Here is a 23,207-nt window from a genome sequence, read left to right on the forward strand (position 1 = left end):
GTGGGTCTGCTTTAGATACCAGACTGAGACACTGCCATCGGGGGCAAGCCCCCTCCCACATGGGTCCGCGAGCATTCAATCCAGGGTGCGCGGTAGTTGCAGGGTCACCCGTAAGCCCCCCTCCCGCAAATTCTGCAAACTCACTTCACCGCCATGGCTGTGGGCAATATTGCGCGCAATCCCCAGGCCCAACCCATAGCCCTGCTGCTGCCCGGAAAGGCGGAAGTGCGGCTCGAATACCTGTTCCAAACGCTGCTCCGGAACGCCGGGACCTTCATCGTCGACGTGCAGGACAAACTGCGCACCATCATCTTCGATATGCAAATGCGCGTTCTGCCCGTACTTCAACGCGTTATCGATCAGGTTGCCGATACACCGCTTGAGCGCCAGCGGCTTGCCCGGATAGGTCGCCAATGCAGCGCCATCCAGGGTCACACGGCCATTACCGTTTGGCGCCACATAAGGCTCTACCAGGCATTCGAGCACATGGTTGAGGTCGACCGGCTGGATGTTCTCGTGGATATCGGTGTCTTTCACACATTGCAGCGCGCCCTTCACCAGCAACTCCAATTCATCCAGGTCACGGCCGAATTTGGTTTGCAGGTTTTCGTCTTCGAGCAGTTCCACACGCAGACGCAGGCGGGTGATCGGTGTGCGCAGGTCGTGGGAAATCGCGCTGAACAGTTGGCTGCGCTCGGTCAAATAGCGGCTGATGCGCTCGCGCATGGCATTAAACGCGCGGCCCACTTCCACCACTTCACTGCCGCCGCCTTCGGCCACCGGCTCCACATCGGCGCCGAGAGACATGTCTCGCGCCGCCCGCGCCAAGCGCTTGAGGGGGCGGCTTTGCCAGTGCACCAGCAGGCCAATGAACAACAGCAGAAAACCGCTGGTCAACACGATAAACCACACCTGCTGGGACGGTAGGCCCTGTTCTTCAAGGCTGGTGTAGGGCTCAGGCAGCAACGAGGCGATGTACAGCCATTCGCCGGGGGCGAGTTGGATCTGGGTCACCAGCACCGGCGGGTTTACCGGTTCCAGGGTCAGCGCGTAATGGGCCCAAGAGCGCGGCAACTCATCGAGCTTGAGGCCGGCGTTGAAGATGCGCAGGTCTTCGGCGCTGACGAACTCCACCGAGATGTGCACGTCGGCGCCCAGGGTCTGGCGAAGTACTTCGTCCACGGCCACCAGCACCGCCTGCTTGCGTGGGGTTTCGGGCAATACCTGCATGTCCAGCGGACGGTCATTAAGGGTGACTACAAACCGGGTGCCGCCCATGCTACGCAATTGGTCGAGAACCAGCGGACGATAGGCCACCGGCAACGAACGGAAGTAACTCACACTGGCGGTCATCGAATGGGCCAGGCTGCGAGCGCTGGTGACCAGGCCCTCAAGCTGGGTAGCACGCAACTGCGAAACCCAAATCACGCTGGACAACGCCTGGGCGAACAACACCGCAAGCAATGTCAGCAGCAGCATGCGTCCCAGCAGCGAGCGCGGTACCGGGAAGCGGCGCCGGCGTTCGGTCACCGGCTCAGTGGACATTGCCGGCAACCACGCTGGCTGCCAGTTGATAACCGCTGCCACGTACGGTGCGGATCAGCCTCGGGGGCTTTTCGGTGTCGCGCAGGCGTTGGCGCAGGCGGCTGACCGCCATGTCGACGATGCGGTCCAGCGGCATCAGGTCTCGGCCACGGGTGGCGTTGCCGATAGTGTCGCGATCGAGAATTTGTTGCGGATGGTCGAGAAACAACTTGAGCAGTGCGAAGTCGGCACCGGAGAGAATCACTTCCTCGCCGTCCACGTGGAACAGCCGATGGCTGATCATGTCCAGGCGCCATTCATCGAACACCAGCACATCACCACTCCCACTGCGCTCCTGGCCAAACTGGCAGCGGCGCAACAGGGCCTTGATCCGCGCCTGCAACTCGCGAGGGCTGAATGGCTTGCCGATATAGTCATCGGCGCCCAGTTCCAGGCCGATCACGCGGTCGGCTTCGTCAGAACTGGCGGTAAGCATAATGATCGGCACCTGCGCCTGGCGCGGGTGCTGGCGGATCCAACGGCAGAGGCTGAAGCCATCTTCGTCCGGCAACATCACATCGAGGATGACCAGGTCGCACGGCGCCTCGTTCATCGCCTGGCGGAACCCCGCGCCATCCGGCACGCCACGCACCTGGAAACCGGCGCGACTGAGGTAGGTTTGCAGCAATTCGCGGATTTCCTGGTCGTCGTCGACGAGGAGAATCGATTTACTGATTACGCTCACGGGGTCCTCCTTGTTGTTATGGGGTGTTCTTTATGGCCTCATCGGGGGCAGGTCACTGCCTAAGCAAATGCCTGCTCTAACGCCACACCCGCCCCGGTCAACCCGGAATACGGCGCGGTCACCAACCACACCGGAATACCTTTGAAGTAGTCGCTCATGCAGCCTTTGTCGCTGAAACTCTTGGCAAAGCCGCTGTTGATGAAAAAGTCGGCAAACCGCGGAATCACCCCACCCACGATATACACACCACCGCGTCCACCGGTGGTCAGCACATTGTTGCCCGCCACTCGGCCCAGCCAGACGCTGAACTGCTCCAACACCTCCATCGCCACCGGGTCGCCGGCCAAGCCTGCAGCCGTGATGGCTTCGGGCGTGTCCAGCACCGGCGCGTGACCGTCGACCGCACAAATCGCGCGGTACAGACGCGGCAAGCCGCCACCGCTCAACGCCGTTTCAGCGCTGACGTGGCCAATCTCGTTGTAAATGTGTTGCCACAACTGGGTTTCCCGAGGACTGCTCAGGGGCAGGTCGACGTGGCCGCCCTCCCCCGGCAACGCCGCGTAACGACCTGCGCCGAGATCCAGCAGTGTGCCGACGCCCAGACCAGTGCCAGGCCCGATCACCACCGCCGGGCGCAACGGCTCCGGCGTGCCCTCACAAACCACGCGAAATTCGTCGGGTTGCAGGCGGGTCATCCCCAGGGCCATGGCGGAGAAGTCATTGACCAGCAGCAGTTCATCCACCTGCAAGGTCTTGCAGAACGCCGTCTTGCTCAGGCGCCAGTGATTGTTGGTGAATTTGAATTCATCGCCACTCACCGGCCCGGCCACCGACAGGCACACCGCGCCGATGTCCCCGATTTCCAGGCCCTCTTCCTTCAGATAGACCTTGATCGCCTCTTCAGGGGTTGGGTAATCCGCCGTGGCATGCACCCGAATCGAATGCAGTGCCGAATCCCGCCACACTGCAAAACGGGCGTTGGTACCCCCGATATCACCGACCAGCGCTAACTTCACTTAAGCGTCTCCAAGGCAGAGGTAAAGGCGCTGGCGCCCTGCTCTGCGGAGCTTGCGGCCAAGCGCATAAATCCAAACAGCTCGCGGCCGGCCCCCACGTTATTGCCCAGAAGGCCCGTGGCAGGCGTGCGCGCTGCAAATTCTTCGGCGTCCACCTTAAGCTCCAAGGTGCCGGTAACGCCATCCACACGAATGATATCGCCATCGCGCACTCGCGCCAGCGGCCCGCCGCTCTGGGCTTCGGGGTTGACGTGAATCGCGGCGGGAATCTTACCCGACGCGCCGGACATACGCCCGTCTGTCACCAATGCCACCTTGAAACCACGGTCCTGCAGCACACCCAGGAACGGCGTCATCTTGTGCAGCTCGGGCATGCCGTTGGAGCGCGGGCCCTGGAAGCGCATCACCGCGACGAAATCTTTTTCCAACTGGCCAGCCTTGAACGCATCGGCCAGATCCTGCTGATCCTGGAACACCACCGCCGGCGCTTCGACGATCTGGTGCTCTGGAGCTACCGCAGAGACTTTCATCACACCGCGGCCGAGGTTGCCTTCCATCACGCGCAGACCACCTTCCGGCGAGAACGCACGGGCCACGGGGCGCAGAATGGTTTCGTCGAGGCTTTCGATAGGACCGTCACGCCAAACCAGCTCGCCGTCGACCAGGAACGGTTCCTGGATGTATCGGCTCAGGCCCTTGCCGGCCACGGTGTTGACGTCTTCGTGGAGCAGGCCGGCTTCCAGCAGCTCACGAATCAGGAACGACATGCCGCCCGCCGCCTGGAAGTGATTGATATCGGCTTTGCCGTTTGGATACACGTGGGACAGGGTCGGCACCACCTCGGAGAGGTCAGCCATATCGTCCCAGGTGAGGATGATGCCTGCCGACATGGCGATGGCCGGCATGTGCAGGGTGTGGTTGGTGGACCCGCCGGTCGCGTTGAGGGCGACGATGGAGTTGACGATGGATTTCTCGTCGACGATCTCGCCGATCGGCGTGAAGTTGCCGTTGGCCTTGGTCAGGCGCGTAACCTGATGCGCGGCTTCACGGGTCAGCGCGTCACGCAGCGGCGTGTACGGGTTGACGAATGAAGCGCCCGGCAAGTGCAGGCCCATCACTTCCATCAACAGTTGATTGGTGTTGGCAGTGCCGTAGAAGGTGCAGGTGCCGGGGCTGTGGTAGGACTTCATCTCCGATTCCAGCAGCTCTTCGCGAGTGGCCTTGCCTTCGGCGTAGCGCTGGCGCACGTCGGCTTTCTGCTTGTTGGAGATACCCGACGGCATTGGGCCGCCCGGTACGAAGATCATCGGCAGGTGACCGTAGCGCAGCGCGCCCATCATCAGGCCGGGGACGATCTTGTCGCAGATGCCCAGCATCAGTGCGGCGTCGAACATGTTGTGGGACAGCGCCACCGCCGTGGACATGGCAATGACTTCACGGCTGAGCAGGCTCAGCTCCATACCCGGCTCGCCCTGGGTCACGCCGTCGCACATTGCAGGCGTACCACCAGCGAACTGGCCGACCGAGCCGACTTCACGCAGAGCTTTCTTTATTTGTTCAGGGAAATGTTCGTACGGCTGGTGCGCCGACAGCATGTCGTTATATGAGGAAACAATTGCCACGTTGGCGGCATTCATCATGCGCAGGCTGTTTTTGTCTTCGGTGCCGCAACCGGCCACGCCGTGGGCAAAGTTGGCGCATTGCAGCTTGCCGCGCATCGGACCGTCGCTGGCGGCGCCGCGAATGAGCGCAAGGTAAGCCTCGCGGGTGGCGCGGCTGCGGGCGATAAGCCGTTCGGTGACCTCAAGAACGCGGGGATGCATGTGTAGAACTCCAGGCTAACGGATGTGGCGACCTGAGTGTCTATGCTGATCAAACGCCCGCAGCGCATGGGATGGCAGGGTGTCGTTTGAATCATCGGACCAGTTGATTCAGGTCACTCGTTGTAGATTGAACAAAATATTGCCACTAAAAAGGCTTGTTTTCTATTTTTATGCGAATAATCTTGTAATTCTTACAACAAATCGACGACAGGCACTCTCCAATGACTCTTCGTATCGCAATCAATGGTTTTGGCCGTATTGGCCGTAATGTCCTGCGCGCACTGTATACCCAAGGCTACCGCCAGGATTTGCAGATCGTCGCCATCAACGATCTGGGCGACAGCTCGATCAATGCCCACCTGCTCAAATACGACACCGTACATGGCACATTCGACGCAGAGGTCGCCCACGATCAGGAAAGCCTGACCGTCAACGGTGACCGGATTGCCGTGAGTGCCATTCGCAACCCGGCTGACCTGCCATGGGCTGCACACAAGATTGACGTGGTATTCGAATGCACCGGTCTGTTCACCGACCGTGACAAGGCCGCCGCCCATATTACCGCCGGCGCGCGCAAGGTGATCATCTCGGCACCGGCCAAAGGCGCGGACGCCACTGTGGTGTATGGCGTGAACCACGACATTCTGCGTCAGTCCCACCAGATCATCTCCAACGCCTCGTGCACCACCAACTGCCTGGCGCCGGTCGCCCAGGTGCTGCACCGCGAGCTGGGCATCGAGAGTGGCCTGATGACCACCATCCACGCCTACACCAACGACCAGAACCTGACCGACGTCTACCACACCGACCCGTACCGCGCGCGCTCCGCCACCCAGAATATGATCCCAAGCAAGACCGGCGCTGCCGAAGCGGTGGGCCTGGTGCTGCCGGAACTGGCGGGCAAGCTGACCGGCATGGCCGTGCGCGTTCCAGTGATCAACGTGTCCCTGGTAGACCTCACCGTAACGCTGAAGAAAGAAGCCACTGCCGAAGAGGTCAACGCGCTGCTCAAGGAAGCCAGCCAGCACTCGAAGATCCTCGGTTACAACACCCTTCCGCTGGTTTCCAGTGACTTTAACCACAACCCGCTGTCGTCGATCTTCGACGCCAATCACACCAAGGTCAGCGGCAAGTTGCTCAAAGTATTGGCCTGGTACGACAACGAGTGGGGCTTCTCCAACCGTATGCTGGATAACTGCCTGGCGCTGTGTAACGCCGAATAAAGCGATCCTTTGGGAGGGGCGATTCGACTTGCTCCCGATGGCGGTGTATCAGGCAGGAATGTGTTGACTGACACACCGCTATCGGGGGCAAGCCCCCTCCCACATTGTTCTAAGTAGGCCCAGAGAAATAGCCACTTGCCATTTGAGTTGATGATAAGCATTATCATTTGCTGCAAATCGGTCTGGTATCACTGTGAGCCAATCTCGCTTCAACCAAGTCTTTCTCACCCAACGGGTGATTCTGCTACGCACCTTGCAGCGGATGGTGAATAACCACAGCACCGCCGAGGACCTGCTGCAGGAAACCTACCTGCGCGTCACACGGGCCCTCAGCGAGCGGCCGATCGATCACCTTGAACCCTTCGTTTATCAAACCGCACGTAACCTCGCGCTGGATCACCTGCGCTCACGCAGAATCCAGGCCCGCACGCTGCAGGAAGATGTCCCGCTGGACATCCTGCAAAGCGTCGCCGCCCCTATCAGCACCCCCGAAGATGCGACTCAGGCCGAGCAACTGCTTGAGCACCTGAGCGTCAGCCTGGGCCAATTGAGCGCCCGCCAGCAGCAGATTTTCATCCTCAGCCGCCTGCATGGGTGCAGCTATCAGGAGATTGCCGATCAGTTGGACGTGTCCCTGAGCACGGTGCAAAAGGAACTGAAATTGATCATGGCCATCTGCGTAGGTGTGGCCGACCGGCTGGATCGGCCTTAAGCTGCACGCGACAGAAATGTCGACCCGAGCTGTAGGAATAATGAATAGAACGTGGCGAAGACCCGAGGAACACCGTGACGGACCCCAATAAACTGCGCCCTCATGAGCTGGCTCATGAGGTGCTGCAAGACACGGCTATGGACCAGGCCCTGGATTGGCTGATTGCCTTGCAGTGCCCGCAAGCTGGGCAGCAGGCCGAGTTTGAAGCCTGGCTGGCCCGCGATCCGGCCCACGTCAACGCCTTCGCCAAGGCCCAGGCCGCCTGGGGTGGCGCGCCGGTTCACAGCGCCGCGGTGGCCCTGGCCGCGCCGCGCAAGCCCAGCGCCTGGCGCCGAATCAAACCCCATTGGAAACCGCTCGCCACCGCCGCCGTGTTGCTGATCGGGCTGTTCAGCTTCAGCAACCTGCCGGTGCGCCTGCAGGCCGACCACCTCACCGTGGTGGGCGAACGACAACGTCTGCAATTGGACGACGGCTCGAAAGTATTGCTGAACACCAACTCGGCGTTCTCCAGCAGCATCAAGGACCACCAGCGCATCGCCCGCCTGTACCAGGGCGAGGCTTTTTTCGAAGTTGTGCCCAACCATGGCCAGCCCCTGGAAATCGACGCCGGCCCGGTGCGCGCCAGCGTGCGCGACACCGCCTTCGCCGTGCGCTACCTCAATGGCGAGGCCCAGGTGCAAGTGCAGCGCGGTGATGTCGACCTCAGCAACACTTTCGACGATGCCCGCGTACGCCTGCGCGCCGGCGAAAGTATCCGCATCGGCCCCAAAGGCTTCGGCCAACCGGCCAAGCTGGACGCCAATAAGGACCTGGCCTGGGTGCAAGGCCGGTTGATTTTTGAAAACTGCCCGATGAGCGAAGTGCTCGCCGAGTTGCGCCGCTATTACCCCGGCTGGATCGTCAACACCAACGACCAACTCGCCAGCGTCGCGGTCACCGGCAATTACCGGCTCGATCAACCCCTGGACGTCGTGCGCTCACTGGCGCACATCACCTCTGCCAAGCTCTCGGAATACCCGGCGCTGGTCATCCTGAACTAAATGAGAATTATTTTTACTCGATAACCTTCGGCGGTACGTCTCGTCTTAGCCAATGCAACTGATTCCTATTTGATTCGGTTTGCAACTATAAGATTCGTCCCCCGGAGCGCTTTCGATGTCCTCTCGTTTCAACCGCCGGTCTTCTTCGCCCGTTCTGTCCTTGTTGACTGCCGCCATCCTGCTGGCCGGCGCGCCGGCCATGGCCGCCACCGCTGCCGAACCGGTTTCGCGCAGCCAGGGCAACTACACCTTCAGCATCGAACAGCAGCCGCTGGTCTCGGCGCTCAACGCCTTTACCGCCGTGACCGGCTGGCAAGTCGGCCTGCCCGCAGAGCTGGGCCAGGGCGTGTCGTCTCCTGGCGCACGCGGCCCGTTGTCGCCAGAAAAAGCGTTGGACCGGCTGTTGGTGGGGACCAACCTGAGCTACCGCAAACTGGGCAATAACAACATCGTGCTGGAAAAGCGCGCAGCGGGCAGCACCCTCAATCTGCAACAGGTGACCATCAGCGCAACCCGTAACGCGCAGGATGTGAACAGCGTGCCGAGTACCGTCAGTGTGCATGAGCGTGAGGAACTGGACCGCCAGAACGTCAACAACATCCGGGAACTGGTGCGCTACGAGCCCGGCGTCTCGGTGGGCGGCGCTGGTACACGAGCAGGTAATGCCGGCTTCAACATTCGCGGCATCGATGGCGACCGTATCCTTACTCAAGTGGACGGTGTGGAAGTGCCGGGCAACTTCTTCAACGGCCCCTACGCTAAGACTCGCCGCAACTACGTAGACCCGGAAATCGTAAAGCGCGTGGAAATCCTGCGCGGGCCGGCGTCGGCCCTCTACGGCAGCAGCGCCATCGGCGGCGCCGTCAGTTACTTCACCCTCGACCCGGTTGACATCATCAAGCCAGGCCAAGACTTCGGCGCCCGCCTGAAGACCGGCTACAGCTCCGCCGACGAAAGTTGGCTGACCTCTGGCACCTTCGCCGGCCGCGTTCAAGACTTCGACGGTTTGGTGCACCTGAGCCAGCGCAACGGTCACGAAACTGAGTCCTACGACGGCAACAACGCCACCGGCCTGGATCGCACAGGCGCCAACCCGGAAGAAGCGCGCACCACTAACATCCTGGCGAAGCTCGGCTGGAACTATGGCGATGACAACCGCCTGGGTCTGACGTACGAGAAGTACAAGGATGATCGCGACGTCAACCTGAAGAACGCGGTGGGCGGCCCGTTCATCGGCGGCCGAGGCTTCAACCTCTACCGTGATCGTCGTGGTAACGACACCATCACCCGTGAACGTTTCGGCCTGGAAAACAGCTTCGCCCTTGAGTCGCCGATTGCCGACCGCATCAAGACCAGCGTCAATTACCAAATCGCCAAGACCGACCAGACCACCGCTGAAATCTATCAATCCGGTCGTCGCGTCCTGCGCACCCGCGACACGCTCTACCAGGAAAAACAGTGGGTTTTCGATGCACAGTTGGACAAAGCGTTCAGCCTCGGTGAAACCGATCACCAAGTGACCTACGGCACCACCCTCAAGCAGCAGAAAGTCACCGGCTCGCGCGAGGGCAGCGCGACCTGCGTGGCCGTCGGCAGCGGTTGCACCGCCATCGGCGCGCCCAGCCCGATGGCCTCCGATAGCGTGAAGAAGGCCAGCGACTTCCCCGACCCGACCATCAACACCTATTCGCTGTTCGCACAGGATCAGATCACTTGGGACAAATGGACCTTCCTCCCCGCCGTGCGCTATGACTACACCCAGCTCAAACCCAAGCTGACCCAGGAATTCCTCAACACCGTCAACCCGACAGGTGCGGAAACGGTGAGCGACAAGAAGAAAACCTGGCACCGCGTGACGCCCAAGTTTGGCCTGACCTACGCGCTGACGGACCAATACACCTGGTTCGGCCAATACGCCGAAGGTTTCCGCACGCCGTCCGCCAAGTCGCTGTACGGCCGCTTTGAAAACTTGAACCTGGGCTACACCGTCGAACCCAATCCGGACCTCAAGCCGGAGACCAGCAAAGGCATCGAAACCGGGATTCGCGGCAAGTTCGACGAGGGTTCCTTCGAGGTGGCGGTGTTCTATAACAAATACCGCGACTTTATCGACGAAGACAACGTCGTGGTCGGCGGCACTGCCGAGCAGTTCCAAGCCGTCAATATCAAGCGCGCCAGCGTCAAGGGCGCCGAAGCCAAGGGCCGCCTGAACCTGGATGCATTCGGTGCCCCACAAGGCCTATACACCCAGGGTGCGGTCTCCTATGCCTACGGTCGAAACGACCAAAACGGCGAACCGCTGAACAGCGTCAACCCGCTCAAGGGCGTGTTCGGCCTGGGCTACGACCAGGACAATTACGGCGGCCTGCTGAGCTGGACCCTGGTGAAGAAGCAGAATCGCGTAGACAGCTCCACCTTCCACGCGCCGGACGGCGACACCAGCGGCCCATTCAAGACGCCCGGCTTCGGCGTTGTCGACCTGACCGCCTACTACAAAGTCACCAGCGACGTGACCATCAATGGCGGCCTCTACAACCTCACCGACAAGAAGTACTGGAACTGGGATGACGTACGCAGCTACGACAGCGTCGGCGAAGCCGCGGTAACCGGCCCGGCCAACCTCGACCGCCTGACCCAGCCCGGCCGAAACTTTGCGATTAACGTGATCTGGGATATCTGACCAAGCCCCTCTCACCTCGTCGAAATTTCAATGACGAGGTGAGGATTTTTTACTGTGCCGCGTCTTCTTGTTCGTCTAGTTGATAACCGCTCTCTTTCGGGCACCAAGGCGCTCCCCTTCTCAAGGACTTTTTCATGACCGCTTCTCCTAACGCAGAACGTCCAAGCCTGCGCTCCCAGCGCCTGAACCAGATCACCAACGAGCCGCACACCAAGCTGGATGCACTGGTAAAGGCCCATGCCCCGTTCGAAACTCAGGCCAACTTTGCCCGTTTCGTGGTAGCGCAGTACCTGTTCCAGTCGGAACTGGTGGCCCTGTACAACGACGCCGAACTGATCAAGATCGTGCCTGACCTGGCCGCACGCTGCCGCGCCGAAGCCGCCAAGCTGGACCTCGCCGACCTGGACACCGAAGTACCGGCTGCGGTGGCCGGTGCAGTGAGCAACCCGAGCAAAGCAGAAGCCCTGGGCTGGCTGTTCGTCTCGGAAGGCTCCAAGTTGGGCGCCGCGTTCCTGATCAAGCGCGCCGTAGACCTCGGCTTGAGCGAAACCTTTGGGGCCCGCCACTTGGGTGAGCCAGCCGGCGGTCGTGCCGAAGGCTGGAAGAGCTTCACCCGCACCCTCGACGGCCTGCAATTCAGCCCCGAGGAAGAGGCCGCAGTAGAAAAAGGCGCGGTGGATGCGTTTGTGCGCTTCACCGTGTTGCTGGAACAGGCGTACGCTAGCGCCCCTGAACTGGCCTGATCCCGCAAATTGAAATGCAACCCAATGTGGGAGGGGGCTTGCCCCCGATAGCGGTGCATCAGCCAACAAATAGGTAACTGACCCAGCCCCCTCCCACATTTTGATCGCATTTGAGTTCGGACTTTTTTGTAAACCTTCCCCAAGAAAAGCTTCACCATGACCGGCAAAACCCAATCCACCTCGAAAATCGCACAGATCCTGTTTGGCCTGCTGGCCTATGTCAGCCTGGGCATCGGGCTGGTGGCGATTGTGATACCCGGTTTGCCCACCACCGAGTTCATCCTGCTGGCCGCCTGGGCCGCGACCAAAAGCTCGCCACGCCTCAGCGCCTGGCTGGAAAACCACCGCCTGTTTGGGCCGATCCTGTTCAACTGGCGCAACGGCAAGATCATCGCGCGCCGGGCCAAAGTCAGCGCCACCGTGAGCATGCTGTTGTGCGCGATCCTGATGCTGGTGATGCTCGACCATGGCTGGCCCATCTACCTGGCGATTGCCGGGATGAGCCTGGGCAATCTGTGGATCTGGTCACGCCCCGAACGGCTCGCACAGCCCGTATAACCCTACCTGTAGGCGTTTTCCTACCGCCCATCGCCTTCTGCTCATGAAAGCCCCTACCGCGCCGATGCTCCGGATATAGCGCTGAATGGACTTGGCCGTGCTGTGCATTCCAACAAGACCATTCGTGAGTGAACCTATGTTCGACACCCTCTCTATCCGCTTGAAAATCGTGCTGCTGTCCGGCCTTTGCCTGCTGGGGGTGATTACGCTGATCGTGAGCATCAATCTGTACGAAACGGACCAGAACGACCATCTGATCAGCGATTCAAGTTCACGCATGCTCACCAGCAGCGTGCAAAGCCTGTTGCAGGCAAGGGCCGCTGAACAAGCGGTGCAGTTGCAGAAAACCTTCGGCGAAAATCTAACCGCGGTCACCGCCCTGGCCGACCAAGTCAAAGACTTGCGCAACCTCGCCGCCAAACGTGCTCTGGAGCCCGCAGCCCTTCGCGAAGAACTCAATCAGAGCCTGAAAACCGCCTTTGAACGCAACAACAAGGTGCTCGGAATCTGGCTGTCGTTCGAGCCCGATGGCTTGGACGGTAAGGACAGCGAATTCATCAACGACAAGGCCCGCGTCTCCAATGAAAAAGGCCGCTTTTCCAGCTACTGGAGCCGTGCCGGGGGTGAAGGCCTGAACACCATCATGGTCGAGGAAGACCTGACCAAGACCACCCCCAACCTAAACGGCACCCCCTACAACATCTGGTACACCTGCCCACGTGACACCCGCAGCACCTGCCTCTTGGATCCGTACGAAGACACTGTGGCCGGCAAACCGGTATTGATGACCACCATTTCCCAACCGCTGCTGGTGGATGGAAAAGTGATTGGTGTGGTGGGTGTGGACATTGCGCTCAACAGCCTGCAAACCCTGGCTGATGCGGCCCAAAAGACGCTGTTCGATGGCGCCGCGCACCTAGAGGTTATCTCCAGCACCGGTCTGATTGCCGCCTACAGCGGCGAGCCTGCGCGGGTCGGCAAAAATCTGATCGATACGCTGGGCGCCGAGGGCAATGAGATCGTGCAACTGCTGGCCAATGACAGCCACGTCAATCTTGAGCAGGGCGATACGATTCGTGCGGTCTACGCAGTCAAGCCGATCGCCGATGCCAAAGCCTGGGGGGTGGTGATTAAACTGCCCAAACACGTGATGCTGGCCGACACCGTAAAACTGCAGGAGGTCCTCGACAAAGCCCAGGCGACCGGCACCCTCAAGGCCTTGCTGGTGGGCGCTGCCGCCGGGCTACTGGGTTTGCTGCTGATCTGGCTGACCGCCACCGGCGTAACCCGCCCGATCAACAGCGTGGCCGCGATGCTCAAGGACATCGCCAGCGGCGACGGCGACCTCACCCAACGCTTGGCCTACAGTAAAAAGGATGAACTGGGCGAACTGGTGAACTGGTTCAATCGCTTCCTCGACAAGCTGCAACCGACTATCGCCCAGATCAAGCAAAGCATCACCGAGGCCCGCGGCACGGCGGACCAGTCCTCGGCCATCGCCCGCCAGACCAGCGAAGGCATGCAGGTGCAGTTCCGTGAAATCGACCAAGTGGCCACGGCGTCCAACGAAATGAGCGCCACCGCCCATGACGTCGCCAACAGCGCCTCGAATGCCGCCAGCGCGGCACGCGGTGCCGATCAGTCGGCGCGCGAAGGCATGCAGATCATTGAAAAGAGTACGCGGGACATCACGATCCTCGCCGAAGAAGTCAGCAGGGCCGTGGGCGAAGTCGAAGCCCTGGCAGTCAACAGCGAGCAAATCGGTTCGGTGCTGGAAGTGATCCGCAGCATTGCCGAACAGACCAACCTGCTGGCGCTGAACGCGGCGATTGAAGCGGCACGCGCGGGCGAAAGCGGCCGCGGCTTTGCGGTGGTGGCCGACGAAGTCCGTAACTTGGCCAAGCGCACCCAGGATTCCGTGGAGGAGATCCGCCTGGTGATCGAACGCATCCAGAGCGGCACCCGTGGCGTGGTCGCGACGATGCACTCAAGCCAAAGCCAGGCCCAGAGCAATGCCGGGCAGATCCATCAGGCCGTGCAGGCCTTGGGCAAGATCAGCGACGCCGTGACGGTGATCAGCGACATGAACCTGCAAATCGCCAGCGCCGCCGAACAACAGAGCGCGGTGGCCGAAGAGGTCAACCGTAACGTCTCGGCGATCCGCACCGTGACCGAAACCCTCACCGGCCAGGCCACCGAATCGGCGGCTATCAGCAGCCAACTCAATGCGTTGGCCAGCCAGCAGATGAAACTCATGGATCAGTTCAAGGTTTAAGAAACACCACAGGTGAAATGTGGAAGGGGGCTTGCCCCCGATAGCAGTGTGTCAGTCAGCAGATTCATTGACTGAGACACCGCTATCGGGGGCAAGCCCCCTCCCACATTTTGATCGCGTACTGCTTAGAGACCCGTCCAAGCCTGCACAAACGCCGCCACATCTTCCTTCGGCGCCGTACGCGGCGGGTTCTGCGGGGTACCCAAATAGAGGAAGCCAATCACTTCCTCATCCGCCGTCAGCCCCAGGCCTTTGGCAACGTGGGCCGAGTAGGACAACTCACCCGTACGCCACACCGCACCTATCCCCTGGGCATAGGCCGCCAACAGAATGCCGTGGGCCGCACAGGCCGCCGCCAGCAGTTGCTCAGACTTGGGTACCTTGAAGTGCTCCTGCAAACGGGCGATCACCACCACCACCAACGGTGCGCGCAATGGGCCGTTCTGGGCCTTGTCGATGGCGGCTTGCGGAGCGTCGGCGTCTTGCAGGCGTGCAGCCTCGGCCAGCAGCGTCCCCATCTGCTCACGGGCGGCGCCTTCTACGGTGAGGAAACGCCAAGGGCGCAATTGACCGTGGTCGGGTGCACGCATGGCAGCGGCGAACAGCACGTCGCGCTGCTCCTGGGTCGGTGCCGGCTCCAGCAAACGCGGCACGGAAACACGGTTGAGCAAAGCGTCGAGAGCCTGCATTGGCCACCTCCAGAAAAAATGTGCGGTCATTCTAGCGGGAATAAACCGGCGACCACCAAACGATAATTGCTCTTATTCATTCCCCCCGGCCCTGTTAGACTTTGCGACCATATTTTTCACGCTCGTTCAGGAAACTCGATGTTCCGTTCGCTTCTTCGTCTGTCCGTCGTATGCATGGCCTTGGGCCTGGCTGCGTGCGATGACGCCCCCAGGTTCACCAAGGCCGAGCCGGGTGAATCGCGGGCAGGCGGCGCGACGACGGTGAATAAGCGCGACCAGAACGCGTTTTCCCTGCCGTCGGCCAACTTGTCGCCGACGCGCCGCTTGGACTTCAGCGTCGGCAACAGTTTCTTTCGCAGTCCTTGGGTGATCGCGCCGTCCACCACCACCGCCCGTGATGGCCTGGGACCGTTGTTCAACACCAACGCTTGCCAGAACTGCCACATCAAGGACGGCCGTGGCCACCCGCCGTTGCCCGACGCAGCCAATGCGGTCTCGATGCTGGTGCGCCTGTCGATCGCCCTGCCAACTCAGGATCAGCAACCCTACGCCAAACTCATCGAGCAAGCAGGCGTGGTGCCAGAGCCGATATACGGCGGGCAATTGCAGGACATGGCCGTGCCCGGCGTCACCCCGGAAGGCAAGGTGCGGGTCGACTACACACCGGTCAACGTCACTTTCAAGGACGGCACCGTCGTCGAACTGCGCAAGCCGGACCTGCAGATCACCCAACTCGGCTACGGCCCAATGCACCCCGACACCCGTTTTTCGGCGCGCATCGCCCCGCCGATGATCGGCCTTGGCCTGCTTGAAGCCATCAGCGACGCGGACATCCTGCGCAATACCGACCCCAAAACCGCCGATAAAGAAGCCATCGTCGGCCGGGCCAATCAGGTGTGGGATGACGCCCAGCAAAAAACCGTGCTCGGGCGTTTTGGCTGGAAAGCCGGACAACCCAACCTCAATCAACAAAATGTTCACGCGTTTTCTGGTGATATGGGCCTCACTACGTCCCTGAGACCCTTCGATGACTGCACCGACGCCCAAGTGGCCTGCAAACAGGCGCCCAACGGCAATGGCGCCGATGGCGAGCCGGAAGTCAGCGATAACATTCTGCGCCTGGTGCTGTTCTACACCCGTAACCTTGCCGTGCCCGTGCGCCGCCAGGTCAACGATCCGCAAGTCCTGGCCGGGAAAAACCTGTTCTTCCAGGCCGGTTGCCAGGGGTGCCACAAGCCGACGTTCACCACCTCAGCCAATGCCGCCGAGCCTGAATTGGCCAACCAAGTGATCCGCCCCTATAGCGATTTGCTGCTGCACGACATGGGTGATGGCCTGGCCGACAACCGCAGCGAATTCAAGGCCGGTGGCCGCGACTGGCGCACGCCGCCGTTGTGGGGCATTGGCCTGACACACACCGTAAGTGGCCATACCCAGTTTCTGCATGACGGCCGCGCCCGCAACCTGCTGGAAGCCGTGCTCTGGCACGGCGGTGAGGCACAAGCGGCGCAGCAGCATGTGTTGTCCTTTAATGCCGAACAGCGCGCTGCGTTGCTGGCGTTCCTGAATTCTTTATAAGCTTCGCCCCACTTACAGAAGGGAGCTCGACATGTTCCGTCCCAAGTTGTTGTTCACCAGCCTGGCCGCCCTCGCCCTGGGTGCCTGCTCGCCACAAGACCCGCAAGCTGTGACCTCTGCAGCGATCGCCAAACAAGTGATCCTGCCGACCTACAGCCGCTGGGTCGAAGCCGACCGTCAGTTGGCCGTCAGCGCCCTCGCCTACTGCCAGGGCAAGGAAAGCCTGGACACCGCCCGCGCCGACTTCATCCATGCGCAAAAAGCCTGGGCCGAGTTGCAACCGCTGCTGATCGGCCCGCTGGCCGAGGGCAACCGTGCATGGCAAATACAGTTCTGGCCGGACAAGAAAAACCTGGTCGGGCGCCAGGTCGAGCAATTGGTCACCAGCCAGCCGCAGATCGACGGCGCCGCCCTGGCCAAGTCCAGCGTAGTCGTGCAAGGCCTGTCGGCCTACGAATACATCCTCTACGACGCCAAGACCGACATCGCCGACGATGCGAACAAAGCCCGTTATTGCCCACTGTTGGTGGCCATCGGCGAGCGTCAGAAAACCCTGGCCGAAGAGATCCTAGCCAGCTGGAACAGCACCGATGGCATGCTCGCGCAGATGACCAAGTTTCCGAACCAGCGCTACGCCGATTCCCACGAAGCCATCGCCGACCTGCTGCGCGTCCAAGTGACCGCCCTGGACAGCCTGAAGAAAAAACTCGGCACGCCCATGGGCCGCCAGACCAAGGGCATCCCGCAGCCGTTCCAGGCCGACGCGTGGCGCAGCCAGTCGTCCCTGCAAAGCTTGGAGGCCAGCCTTGCTGCCGCCCAGACCGTATGGGTCGGCGTCGACAACAAAGGCCTGCGTGGCCTGCTGCCGTCGGATCAGAAACCATTGGCCGACAAAATCGACGCCGCCTACGCCGCGTCCCTGAAACTGTTCGCCAGCAACCAGCGCACCCTCAACGAACTGTTGAACGATGACGCCGGTCGCCAGCAACTCAACGACATCTATGACAGCCTCAACGTCGTCCACCGCCTGCACGAAGGCGAACTGGCCAAGGCGCTGGGCATCCAACTGGGCTTTAACGCCAACGACGGTGACTGATGATGCTCAGGCGACAGGCTTTGGCGGTTGGCAGCGTACTGCTCAGCGCACTCACACTGGGTGGTTGGACGTTGTTCAAACAGAAAGACAAGGGTCCGCTGCTGCTGTCGGCGCGCGATGATGCAGACGGCAAGCACTACGCCGTGGGCTATCACTTGGACGGCAAGCAAGTGTTTGCCACTCAGGTCGGCCAGCGCTGCCACGACATCATCAACCACCCGACACTGCCGATTGCGCTGTTCGTCGCCCGTCGCCCGGGCACCGAAAGTTACCTGATCGACCTGCGTGATGGCGCGCTGCTGCAAACCATCACCTCGAACACCAATCGCCACTTCTACGGCCATGCGGTGATTCACAAGAGCGGCGACTGGCTGTACGCCACCGAGAACGATACGTCAGACCCCGGCCGTGGCTTGCTCGGTGTGTATAAGTTCGAAGGCGAGCGGCTGGTGCACAGCGGCGAACTTTCCACCCACGGCATTGGCCCGCACCAGGTGTCGTGGATGCCCGACGGCGAGACGTTGATCGTGGCCAATGGCGGCATTCGCACCGAAGCCGAAAGCCGCGTGGAGATGAACCTCAATGCCATGGAGCCGAGCCTGGTGTTGATGCAGCGCGATGGCACGCTCATCAGCAAGGAAACCCTGGCCCAGCAGATGAACAGCGTGCGCCATATGGGCATCGCCAGCGATGGCACCATCCTTACCGGGCAGCAGTTCATGGGGCCGTCCCAGGAGCGTTCCGAGTTGCTGGCGATCAAGCGTCCGGGGCAACCGTTCGTGGCGTTTCCAGTGGCAGACGAGCAATTGCAGGCCATGGGGCATTACACCGCCAGCGTCGCGGTGCACAGCGAGTTGCGCCTGGTGGCATTGACGGCGCCACGTGGCAATCGCTTCTTTATCTGGGACATGGACAGCGGCGAACTGCGTCTTGATGGTCCGTTACCCGATTGCGCAGGGGTCGGTGCAGTAGAGGATGGATTTGTCGTCACCTCCGGCCAAGGCCGTTGCCGCTACTACGATTGCCGCCAGAAACAGTTGGTCGCCAAACCGCTGGAATTACCAGCAGGGCTCTGGGACAACCATCTCCACCTGATCTGACATCCCCCTGTAGTCGCCCGATTTGCCGGCAATGGTGTACTTCAAATCGCCGCAGGGCTTGAAGGCGCCATCGCCGGCAAGTCGGGCTATTACAGGGCCGTTGACCTGTCAAAAATACCGTCTGGAATCCCCACTACACTCGGAGTAATGTTTCGAGCTTGTCTGTTTTCGTCTGTCTCAGTTTTTCCAAGGAACCGGAATATGCTGCGCCGTCGCATGCTGATCATGTTGGGTGTCGTCCTGTTAATCGTCCTGCTGCTGGCGGGCTATAAAGCCTTTTCCATCTATCAGCAGATCCAGGTCTTTTCCAAACCCAAGCCGCCCGTGAGTGTCGCCGTCGCCACCGCTGTCGAACAGCCATGGCAGCAACGCCTACCGTCGGTGGGCACGCTCAAGGCTTTGCAAGGCGTCAACCTGAGCCTGGAAATTGCGGGAACGGTCAAAGACGTGAAGTTCGAATCCGGGCAGAAGGTCAAGGCCGGGCAACCCCTGGTGCAACTGGACAGCGCCGTAGAAAGCGCGCTGCTGGAAACTGCCCAGGCCGACTTGGGCCTGGCCCAGCTGGACTACGGACGCGGCAGCCAGTTGGTGGGCAGCCAGGCGATTTCCAAGGGCGAGTTCGACCGCCTGTCCGCGCAACTGCAAAAGAACAAAGCCACGGTCAACCAGCTCAAGGCCTCGCTGGCGAAGAAGCATATTGTCGCGCCGTTCAGCGGCACCATCGGCATTCGCCAGGTGGACGTGGGCGACTACCTGGCCAGCGGCACGGTGATCGCCACCTTGCAGGACATCAGCAGCCTGTATGTCGACTTCTATATCCCCGAGCACGCGGTGCCCAAGGTCGCCATCGGCCAAACCGTGCAGGTGCAGGTCTCAGCCTACCCCGGGCAGCAATTCCCCGGCCGCATCAGCGCAATCAACCCCAAGGTCGAGGACAGCACACGCAATGTCCTGGTGCGCGCCACCCTGGCCAACCCGGACAACACACTGCTGCCCGGCATGTTCACCAGCCTCGACGTCTTGCTGCCCAACCCCACCGCACAGATCGTGGTGCCGGAAAGCGCAATTACCTACACCCTCTACGGCAACTCGGTGTACGCCGTGGCCGAGAAGAAGAACGAAAGCGGCGCGCTGGAAAAGGACGCCAATGGCCAACCGCTGCTGATCGCCGAGCGACGCTTTGTCGAGACCGGCGAACGACGCGGCGGCCTGGTGCTGGTGAGCAAGGGCTTGAGCGCCGGTGAGCAGGTGGTCAGCGCCGGTCAGCTCAAGCTGGATAACGGCACGCCCATCGCCATCAGTCCGGACAAAAACCTGCCGGCAGGGCACTGAGCCATGAAGTTCACAGACGCCTTTATCCGCCGTCCGGTGCTGGCCATGGTGGTCAGCCTGCTCATCGTGCTGCTGGGTTTGCAGGCCTACAGCAAGTTACCGCTGCGCCAATACCCGACCATGGAAAACGCCCTGATAACGGTGACCACCGCCTACCCCGGTGCAAACGCCGAAACCATCCAGGGCTATATCACTCAGCCGTTGCAGCAAAGCCTGGCCAGCGCCGAGGGCATCGACTACATGACGTCGGTGAGTCGCCAGAACTTTTCGGTGATTTCCATCTACGCGCGCATCGGCGCCAACAGCGACCGCTTGTTTACCGAGTTGCTGGCCAAAGCCAATGAGGTAAAAAACAAACTGCCACAAGACGCCGAAGACCCGGTGTTGAGCAAAGAGGCGGCCGACGCTTCGGCGCTGATGTACATCAGTTTCTCCAGCCAGCAATTGAGCAACCCGCAGATCACCGACTACTTGTCTCGCGTCATCCAGCCCAAGCTCGCCACCCTGCCGGGCATGGCAGAAGCGGAGATCCTCGGCAATCAGGTGTTCGCCATGCGTATCTGGCTGGACCCGGTCAAGCTCGCCGGTTTCGGCCTCAGCGCCAGCGACATCACCGACGCCGTGCGCCGTTACAACTTCCTGTCCGCCGCCGGCGAGGTGAAGGGTGAGTTCGTGGTGACCAGCATCAACGCCAACACCGACCTCAAATCCGCTGAAGCCTTTGGCGCCATCGCTGTTAAAACCGACGGTGACAGCCGTGTGCTGCTGCGGGACGTGGCCCGCGTAGAAATGGGCGCGGAAAACTACAACGCCATCAGCTCGTTTGGCGGCACGCCCTCGGTGTACATCGGCATCAAGGCTACCCCCAGCGCCAACCCGCTGGAGGTGATCAAGGAAGTGCGCAAGATCATGCCAGAGCTGGAAGCCCAGCTGCCGCCTACCCTCAAGGCAGAAATTGCCTACGACGCCACGCTATTTATCCAGGCCTCCATCAACGAAGTGGTCAAGACCCTGTTTGAGGCGGTACTGATCGTCATCGTGGTGGTGTTCCTGTTCCTCGGCGCGTTGCGCTCGGTGGTGATCCCGGTGATCACCATCCCGCTGTCGATGATCGGCGTGCTGTTTTTCATGCAATTGATGGGCTATTCGATCAACTTGCTGACGCTGCTGGCGATGGTATTGGCCATCGGCCTGGTGGTGGACGATGCCATCGTGGTCGTAGAAAACATCCACCGGCATATCGAGGAAGGCAAGACGCCATTGGATGCGGCGCTGGAAGGCGCGCGGGAAATTGCCCTGCCGGTGGTGTCCATGACCATCACGTTGGCCGCGGTGTATGCGCCCATTGGTTTTCTCGAAGGGCTCACCGGGGCGCTGTTCAAGGAGTTCGCCCTGACCCTGGCCGGGGCGGTGATCATTTCCGGCATTGTCGCCCTGACCCTGTCACCGATGATGTGCGCCCTGCTGTTGCGCCACGATGAAAACCCGAGCGGCCTGGCTCATCGCCTCGACCGGATTTTTGACAGACTCAAGCGGCGCTATCAACGCATGCTCCACGGCACCCTGAATACGCGGCCGGTGGTGATCGTGTTTGCGCTGATCGTGCTGTGCCTGATCCCGGTGTTCCTCAAGTTCACCCAGTCGCAACTGGCCCCGGACGAAGACCAGGGCATCATCTTCATGATTGCCAGCGCGCCGCAGCCCACCAACCTGGACTACCTCAACACCTACACCGACGAGTTCATCAACATCTTCAAGGAGTTTCCGGAGTACTACTCGTCGTTCCAGATCAATGGCTTCAACGGCGTGCAATCGGGCATCGGCGGTTTCCTGCTCAAGCCGTGGAACGAGCGTGACCGCACCCAGATGCAAATCCTCCCCGAGGTGCAGCATCGCCTCGAGCAGATTCCCGGCCTGCAAGTGTTCGGCTTCAACCTGCCGTCCCTGCCCGGCACGGGTGAGGGCCTGCCGTTTGGCTTTGTGATCAACACCGCCAATGACTATGAGTCGTTGCTGGAAGTGGCCAACCGCGTGAAAAAGCGCGCGATGGAGTCGGGCAAGTTTGCCTTTGTCGACATCGACCTGGCCTTCGACAAACCCGAAGTGGTGGTGGATATCGACCGCGCCAAGGCGGCGCAGATGGGTGTGTCGATGCAAGACCTCGGCGGCACCCTGGCAACCCTGCTGGCGGAGGCGGAGATCAACCGGTTCACCCTTGATGGGCGCAGTTACAAGGTGATCGCTCAGGTAGAACGGGCCTACCGCGATAACCCCGACTGGCTGAACAACTACTACGTGAAAAACACCCAGGGTGAATTGTTGCCGCTGTCGACCCTGATCACACTCACCGACCGCGCCCGACCGCGCCAGTTGAACCAGTTCCAGCAACTCAACTCGGCGCTGATATCAGGCTTTCCGATCGTGAGCATGGGCGAGGCCATCGACACCGTGCGCCAGATCGCCATTGAAGAAACCCCGCCCGGCTATGCGTTCGACTACAGCGGTGCGTCCCGACAATTTATTCAGGAAGGCTCGGCGCTGTGGGTAACCTTTGGCCTGGCCCTGGCGATTATCTTCCTGGTGTTGGCGGCGCAGTTCGAAAGCTTCCGTGACCCGTTGGTGATCCTGGTGACGGTGCCGTTGTCGATCTGTGGGGCGCTGATTCCGCTGTTCCTGGGCTGGTCGAGCATGAACATCTACACCCAGGTGGGGTTGGTAACGCTGATCGGCTTGATCAGCAAGCACGGCATTCTGATCGTGGAATTTGCCAACCAGTTGCGTAAGGACAAGGGCCTCACGCCCCGACAAGCCGTGGAGGAAGCCGCATCGATTCGCCTGCGACCAGTGCTGATGACCACAGCCGCCATGGTGTTCGGCATGGTGCCGCTGATTTTCGCGACCGGGGCGGGTGCCGTCAGCCGGTTTGATATCGGGATGGTGATTGCGACGGGGATGTCGATCGGTACGTTGTTTACGCTGTTTGTACTGCCCTGCGTTTATACCCTCCTGGCCAAACCGGATAAGGCTTGAAGCAAAAAAAAGGGCCTCGCATCGCAAGGCCCTTTCGGGG

General features: G+C 60.9%; 17 protein-coding genes and 1 pseudogene. 13 read left to right on the top strand and 5 right to left on the bottom strand.

Annotated features, from left to right (window positions below; genetic code table 11):
• Positions 1-75: 75 nt before the first annotated feature.
• The 4 genes from LRO94_RS23025 to edd are packed head-to-tail and all read right to left on the bottom strand — an operon-like array spanning position 76 to position 5,108.
• On the bottom strand, positions 76-1,545 hold the full coding sequence (locus tag LRO94_RS23025; protein ID WP_032890861.1) for an ATP-binding protein: 1,470 nt from the start codon (positions 1,543-1,545) through the stop codon (positions 76-78).
• Positions 1,535-2,269 (bottom strand): response regulator, encoded by a 735-nt coding sequence (locus tag LRO94_RS23030; RefSeq protein ID WP_032890860.1) that lies wholly within the window; start codon positions 2,267-2,269, stop codon positions 1,535-1,537. Before LRO94_RS23030 ends, LRO94_RS23025 begins: the two co-directional genes overlap by 11 nt.
• Positions 2,270-2,328: 59 nt before the next feature.
• Positions 2,329-3,285, bottom strand: a complete 957-nt coding sequence (locus LRO94_RS23035) for a glucokinase (RefSeq protein WP_032890859.1) — start codon at positions 3,283-3,285, stop codon at positions 2,329-2,331.
• Positions 3,282-5,108 (bottom strand): phosphogluconate dehydratase, encoded by a 1,827-nt coding sequence (edd, locus tag LRO94_RS23040; RefSeq protein WP_032890858.1) that lies wholly within the window; start codon positions 5,106-5,108, stop codon positions 3,282-3,284. The genes LRO94_RS23035 and edd overlap by 4 nt, the downstream gene beginning before the upstream one ends.
• Positions 5,109-5,329: 221 nt before the next feature.
• Here edd and gap point away from each other — a divergent pair, with 221 nt between their 5' ends.
• The 8 genes and pseudogenes from gap (at position 5,330) to LRO94_RS28150 (ending at position 14,342) form a co-directional block, all read left to right on the top strand.
• On the top strand, positions 5,330-6,331 hold the full coding sequence (gene gap / locus LRO94_RS23045; RefSeq protein WP_032890857.1) for a type I glyceraldehyde-3-phosphate dehydrogenase: 1,002 nt from the start codon (positions 5,330-5,332) through the stop codon (positions 6,329-6,331).
• 193 nt (positions 6,332-6,524) lie between these two features.
• The gene (locus LRO94_RS23050) at positions 6,525-7,043 is read left to right on the top strand and encodes an RNA polymerase sigma factor (protein WP_032890856.1); all 519 of its coding nucleotides are present in this window, start codon (positions 6,525-6,527) and stop codon (positions 7,041-7,043) included.
• 74 nt (positions 7,044-7,117) lie between these two features.
• Positions 7,118-8,086, top strand: a complete 969-nt coding sequence (locus LRO94_RS23055) for a FecR family protein (RefSeq protein ID WP_122680786.1) — start codon at positions 7,118-7,120, stop codon at positions 8,084-8,086.
• A 115-nt stretch (positions 8,087-8,201) separates the two neighbouring features.
• Complete coding sequence (locus tag LRO94_RS23060; protein WP_179179920.1) at positions 8,202-10,766, top strand: TonB-dependent receptor; 2,565 nt, start codon at positions 8,202-8,204, stop codon at positions 10,764-10,766.
• Positions 10,767-10,900: 134 nt separating this feature from the next.
• Positions 10,901-11,509: a biliverdin-producing heme oxygenase gene (locus tag LRO94_RS23065; protein ID WP_179179919.1), complete on the top strand. Its 609-nt coding sequence runs from the start codon at positions 10,901-10,903 to the stop codon at positions 11,507-11,509.
• Between the two features lie 156 nt (positions 11,510-11,665).
• The gene (locus LRO94_RS23070) at positions 11,666-12,067 is read left to right on the top strand and encodes a YbaN family protein (protein WP_032890851.1); all 402 of its coding nucleotides are present in this window, start codon (positions 11,666-11,668) and stop codon (positions 12,065-12,067) included.
• 277 nt (positions 12,068-12,344) lie between these two features.
• A pseudogene (locus LRO94_RS28145) lies at positions 12,345-13,484 on the top strand (PDC sensor domain-containing protein); the annotation flags it as partial.
• Between the two features lie 102 nt (positions 13,485-13,586).
• Positions 13,587-14,342, top strand: coding sequence for a methyl-accepting chemotaxis protein (locus tag LRO94_RS28150; protein WP_371260757.1), 756 nt, complete (start codon positions 13,587-13,589; stop codon positions 14,340-14,342).
• 125 nt (positions 14,343-14,467) lie between these two features.
• Here the strand turns inward: LRO94_RS28150 and LRO94_RS23080 are convergent, their stop codons facing one another.
• Entirely contained in the window at positions 14,468-15,031 is a 564-nt protein-coding gene (locus tag LRO94_RS23080; RefSeq protein ID WP_032890847.1) for an NAD(P)H nitroreductase, read from the bottom strand.
• Positions 15,032-15,169: 138 nt separating this feature from the next.
• Between LRO94_RS23080 and LRO94_RS23085 the strand changes: the two genes are divergently transcribed.
• The 5 genes from LRO94_RS23085 to LRO94_RS23105 all read left to right on the top strand — a co-directional run bounded on the left by LRO94_RS23085 (position 15,170) and on the right by LRO94_RS23105 (position 23,167).
• Positions 15,170-16,609, top strand: a complete 1,440-nt coding sequence (locus tag LRO94_RS23085; protein WP_179179918.1) for a di-heme oxidoreductase family protein — start codon at positions 15,170-15,172, stop codon at positions 16,607-16,609.
• A 31-nt stretch (positions 16,610-16,640) separates the two neighbouring features.
• Complete coding sequence (locus tag LRO94_RS23090) at positions 16,641-17,705, top strand: imelysin family protein (RefSeq protein WP_032890843.1); 1,065 nt, start codon at positions 16,641-16,643, stop codon at positions 17,703-17,705.
• A 2-nt stretch (positions 17,706-17,707) separates the two neighbouring features.
• Positions 17,708-18,805 (top strand): DUF1513 domain-containing protein, encoded by a 1,098-nt coding sequence (locus LRO94_RS23095; protein ID WP_032891083.1) that lies wholly within the window; start codon positions 17,708-17,710, stop codon positions 18,803-18,805.
• A 201-nt stretch (positions 18,806-19,006) separates the two neighbouring features.
• On the top strand, positions 19,007-20,137 hold the full coding sequence (locus LRO94_RS23100) for an efflux RND transporter periplasmic adaptor subunit (protein ID WP_032890841.1): 1,131 nt from the start codon (positions 19,007-19,009) through the stop codon (positions 20,135-20,137).
• Between the two features lie 3 nt (positions 20,138-20,140).
• Entirely contained in the window at positions 20,141-23,167 is a 3,027-nt protein-coding gene (locus LRO94_RS23105) for a multidrug efflux RND transporter permease subunit (protein WP_095185788.1), read from the top strand.
• Positions 23,168-23,207: the final 40 nt, after the last annotated feature.

The organism is Pseudomonas sivasensis (genome assembly GCF_021391435.1).
GTDB classification, from domain to species: Bacteria; Pseudomonadota; Gammaproteobacteria; order Pseudomonadales; family Pseudomonadaceae; genus Aquipseudomonas; species Aquipseudomonas sivasensis.

What these genes read in the sequence shown, in the direction of transcription:
- LRO94_RS23025 (WP_032890861.1), bottom strand. Translation starts at nt 1,545, where the DNA reads ATGTCCACTGAGCCGGTGACCGAACGCCGGCGCCGCTTCCCGGTACCG.
- edd (WP_032890858.1), bottom strand. Translation starts at nt 5,108, where the DNA reads ATGCATCCCCGCGTTCTTGAGGTCACCGAACGGCTTATCGCCCGCAGC.
- gap (WP_032890857.1), top strand. Translation starts at nt 5,330, where the DNA reads ATGACTCTTCGTATCGCAATCAATGGTTTTGGCCGTATTGGCCGTAAT.
- LRO94_RS23060 (WP_179179920.1), top strand. Translation starts at nt 8,202, where the DNA reads ATGTCCTCTCGTTTCAACCGCCGGTCTTCTTCGCCCGTTCTGTCCTTG.
- LRO94_RS23065 (WP_179179919.1), top strand. Translation starts at nt 10,901, where the DNA reads ATGACCGCTTCTCCTAACGCAGAACGTCCAAGCCTGCGCTCCCAGCGC.
- LRO94_RS23070 (WP_032890851.1), top strand. Translation starts at nt 11,666, where the DNA reads ATGACCGGCAAAACCCAATCCACCTCGAAAATCGCACAGATCCTGTTT.
- LRO94_RS28150 (WP_371260757.1), top strand. Translation starts at nt 13,587, where the DNA reads ATGCAGGTGCAGTTCCGTGAAATCGACCAAGTGGCCACGGCGTCCAAC.
- LRO94_RS23080 (WP_032890847.1), bottom strand. Translation starts at nt 15,031, where the DNA reads ATGCAGGCTCTCGACGCTTTGCTCAACCGTGTTTCCGTGCCGCGTTTG.
- LRO94_RS23085 (WP_179179918.1), top strand. Translation starts at nt 15,170, where the DNA reads ATGTTCCGTTCGCTTCTTCGTCTGTCCGTCGTATGCATGGCCTTGGGC.
- LRO94_RS23090 (WP_032890843.1), top strand. Translation starts at nt 16,641, where the DNA reads ATGTTCCGTCCCAAGTTGTTGTTCACCAGCCTGGCCGCCCTCGCCCTG.
- LRO94_RS23095 (WP_032891083.1), top strand. Translation starts at nt 17,708, where the DNA reads ATGCTCAGGCGACAGGCTTTGGCGGTTGGCAGCGTACTGCTCAGCGCA.
- LRO94_RS23100 (WP_032890841.1), top strand. Translation starts at nt 19,007, where the DNA reads ATGCTGCGCCGTCGCATGCTGATCATGTTGGGTGTCGTCCTGTTAATC.
- LRO94_RS23105 (WP_095185788.1), top strand. Translation starts at nt 20,141, where the DNA reads ATGAAGTTCACAGACGCCTTTATCCGCCGTCCGGTGCTGGCCATGGTG.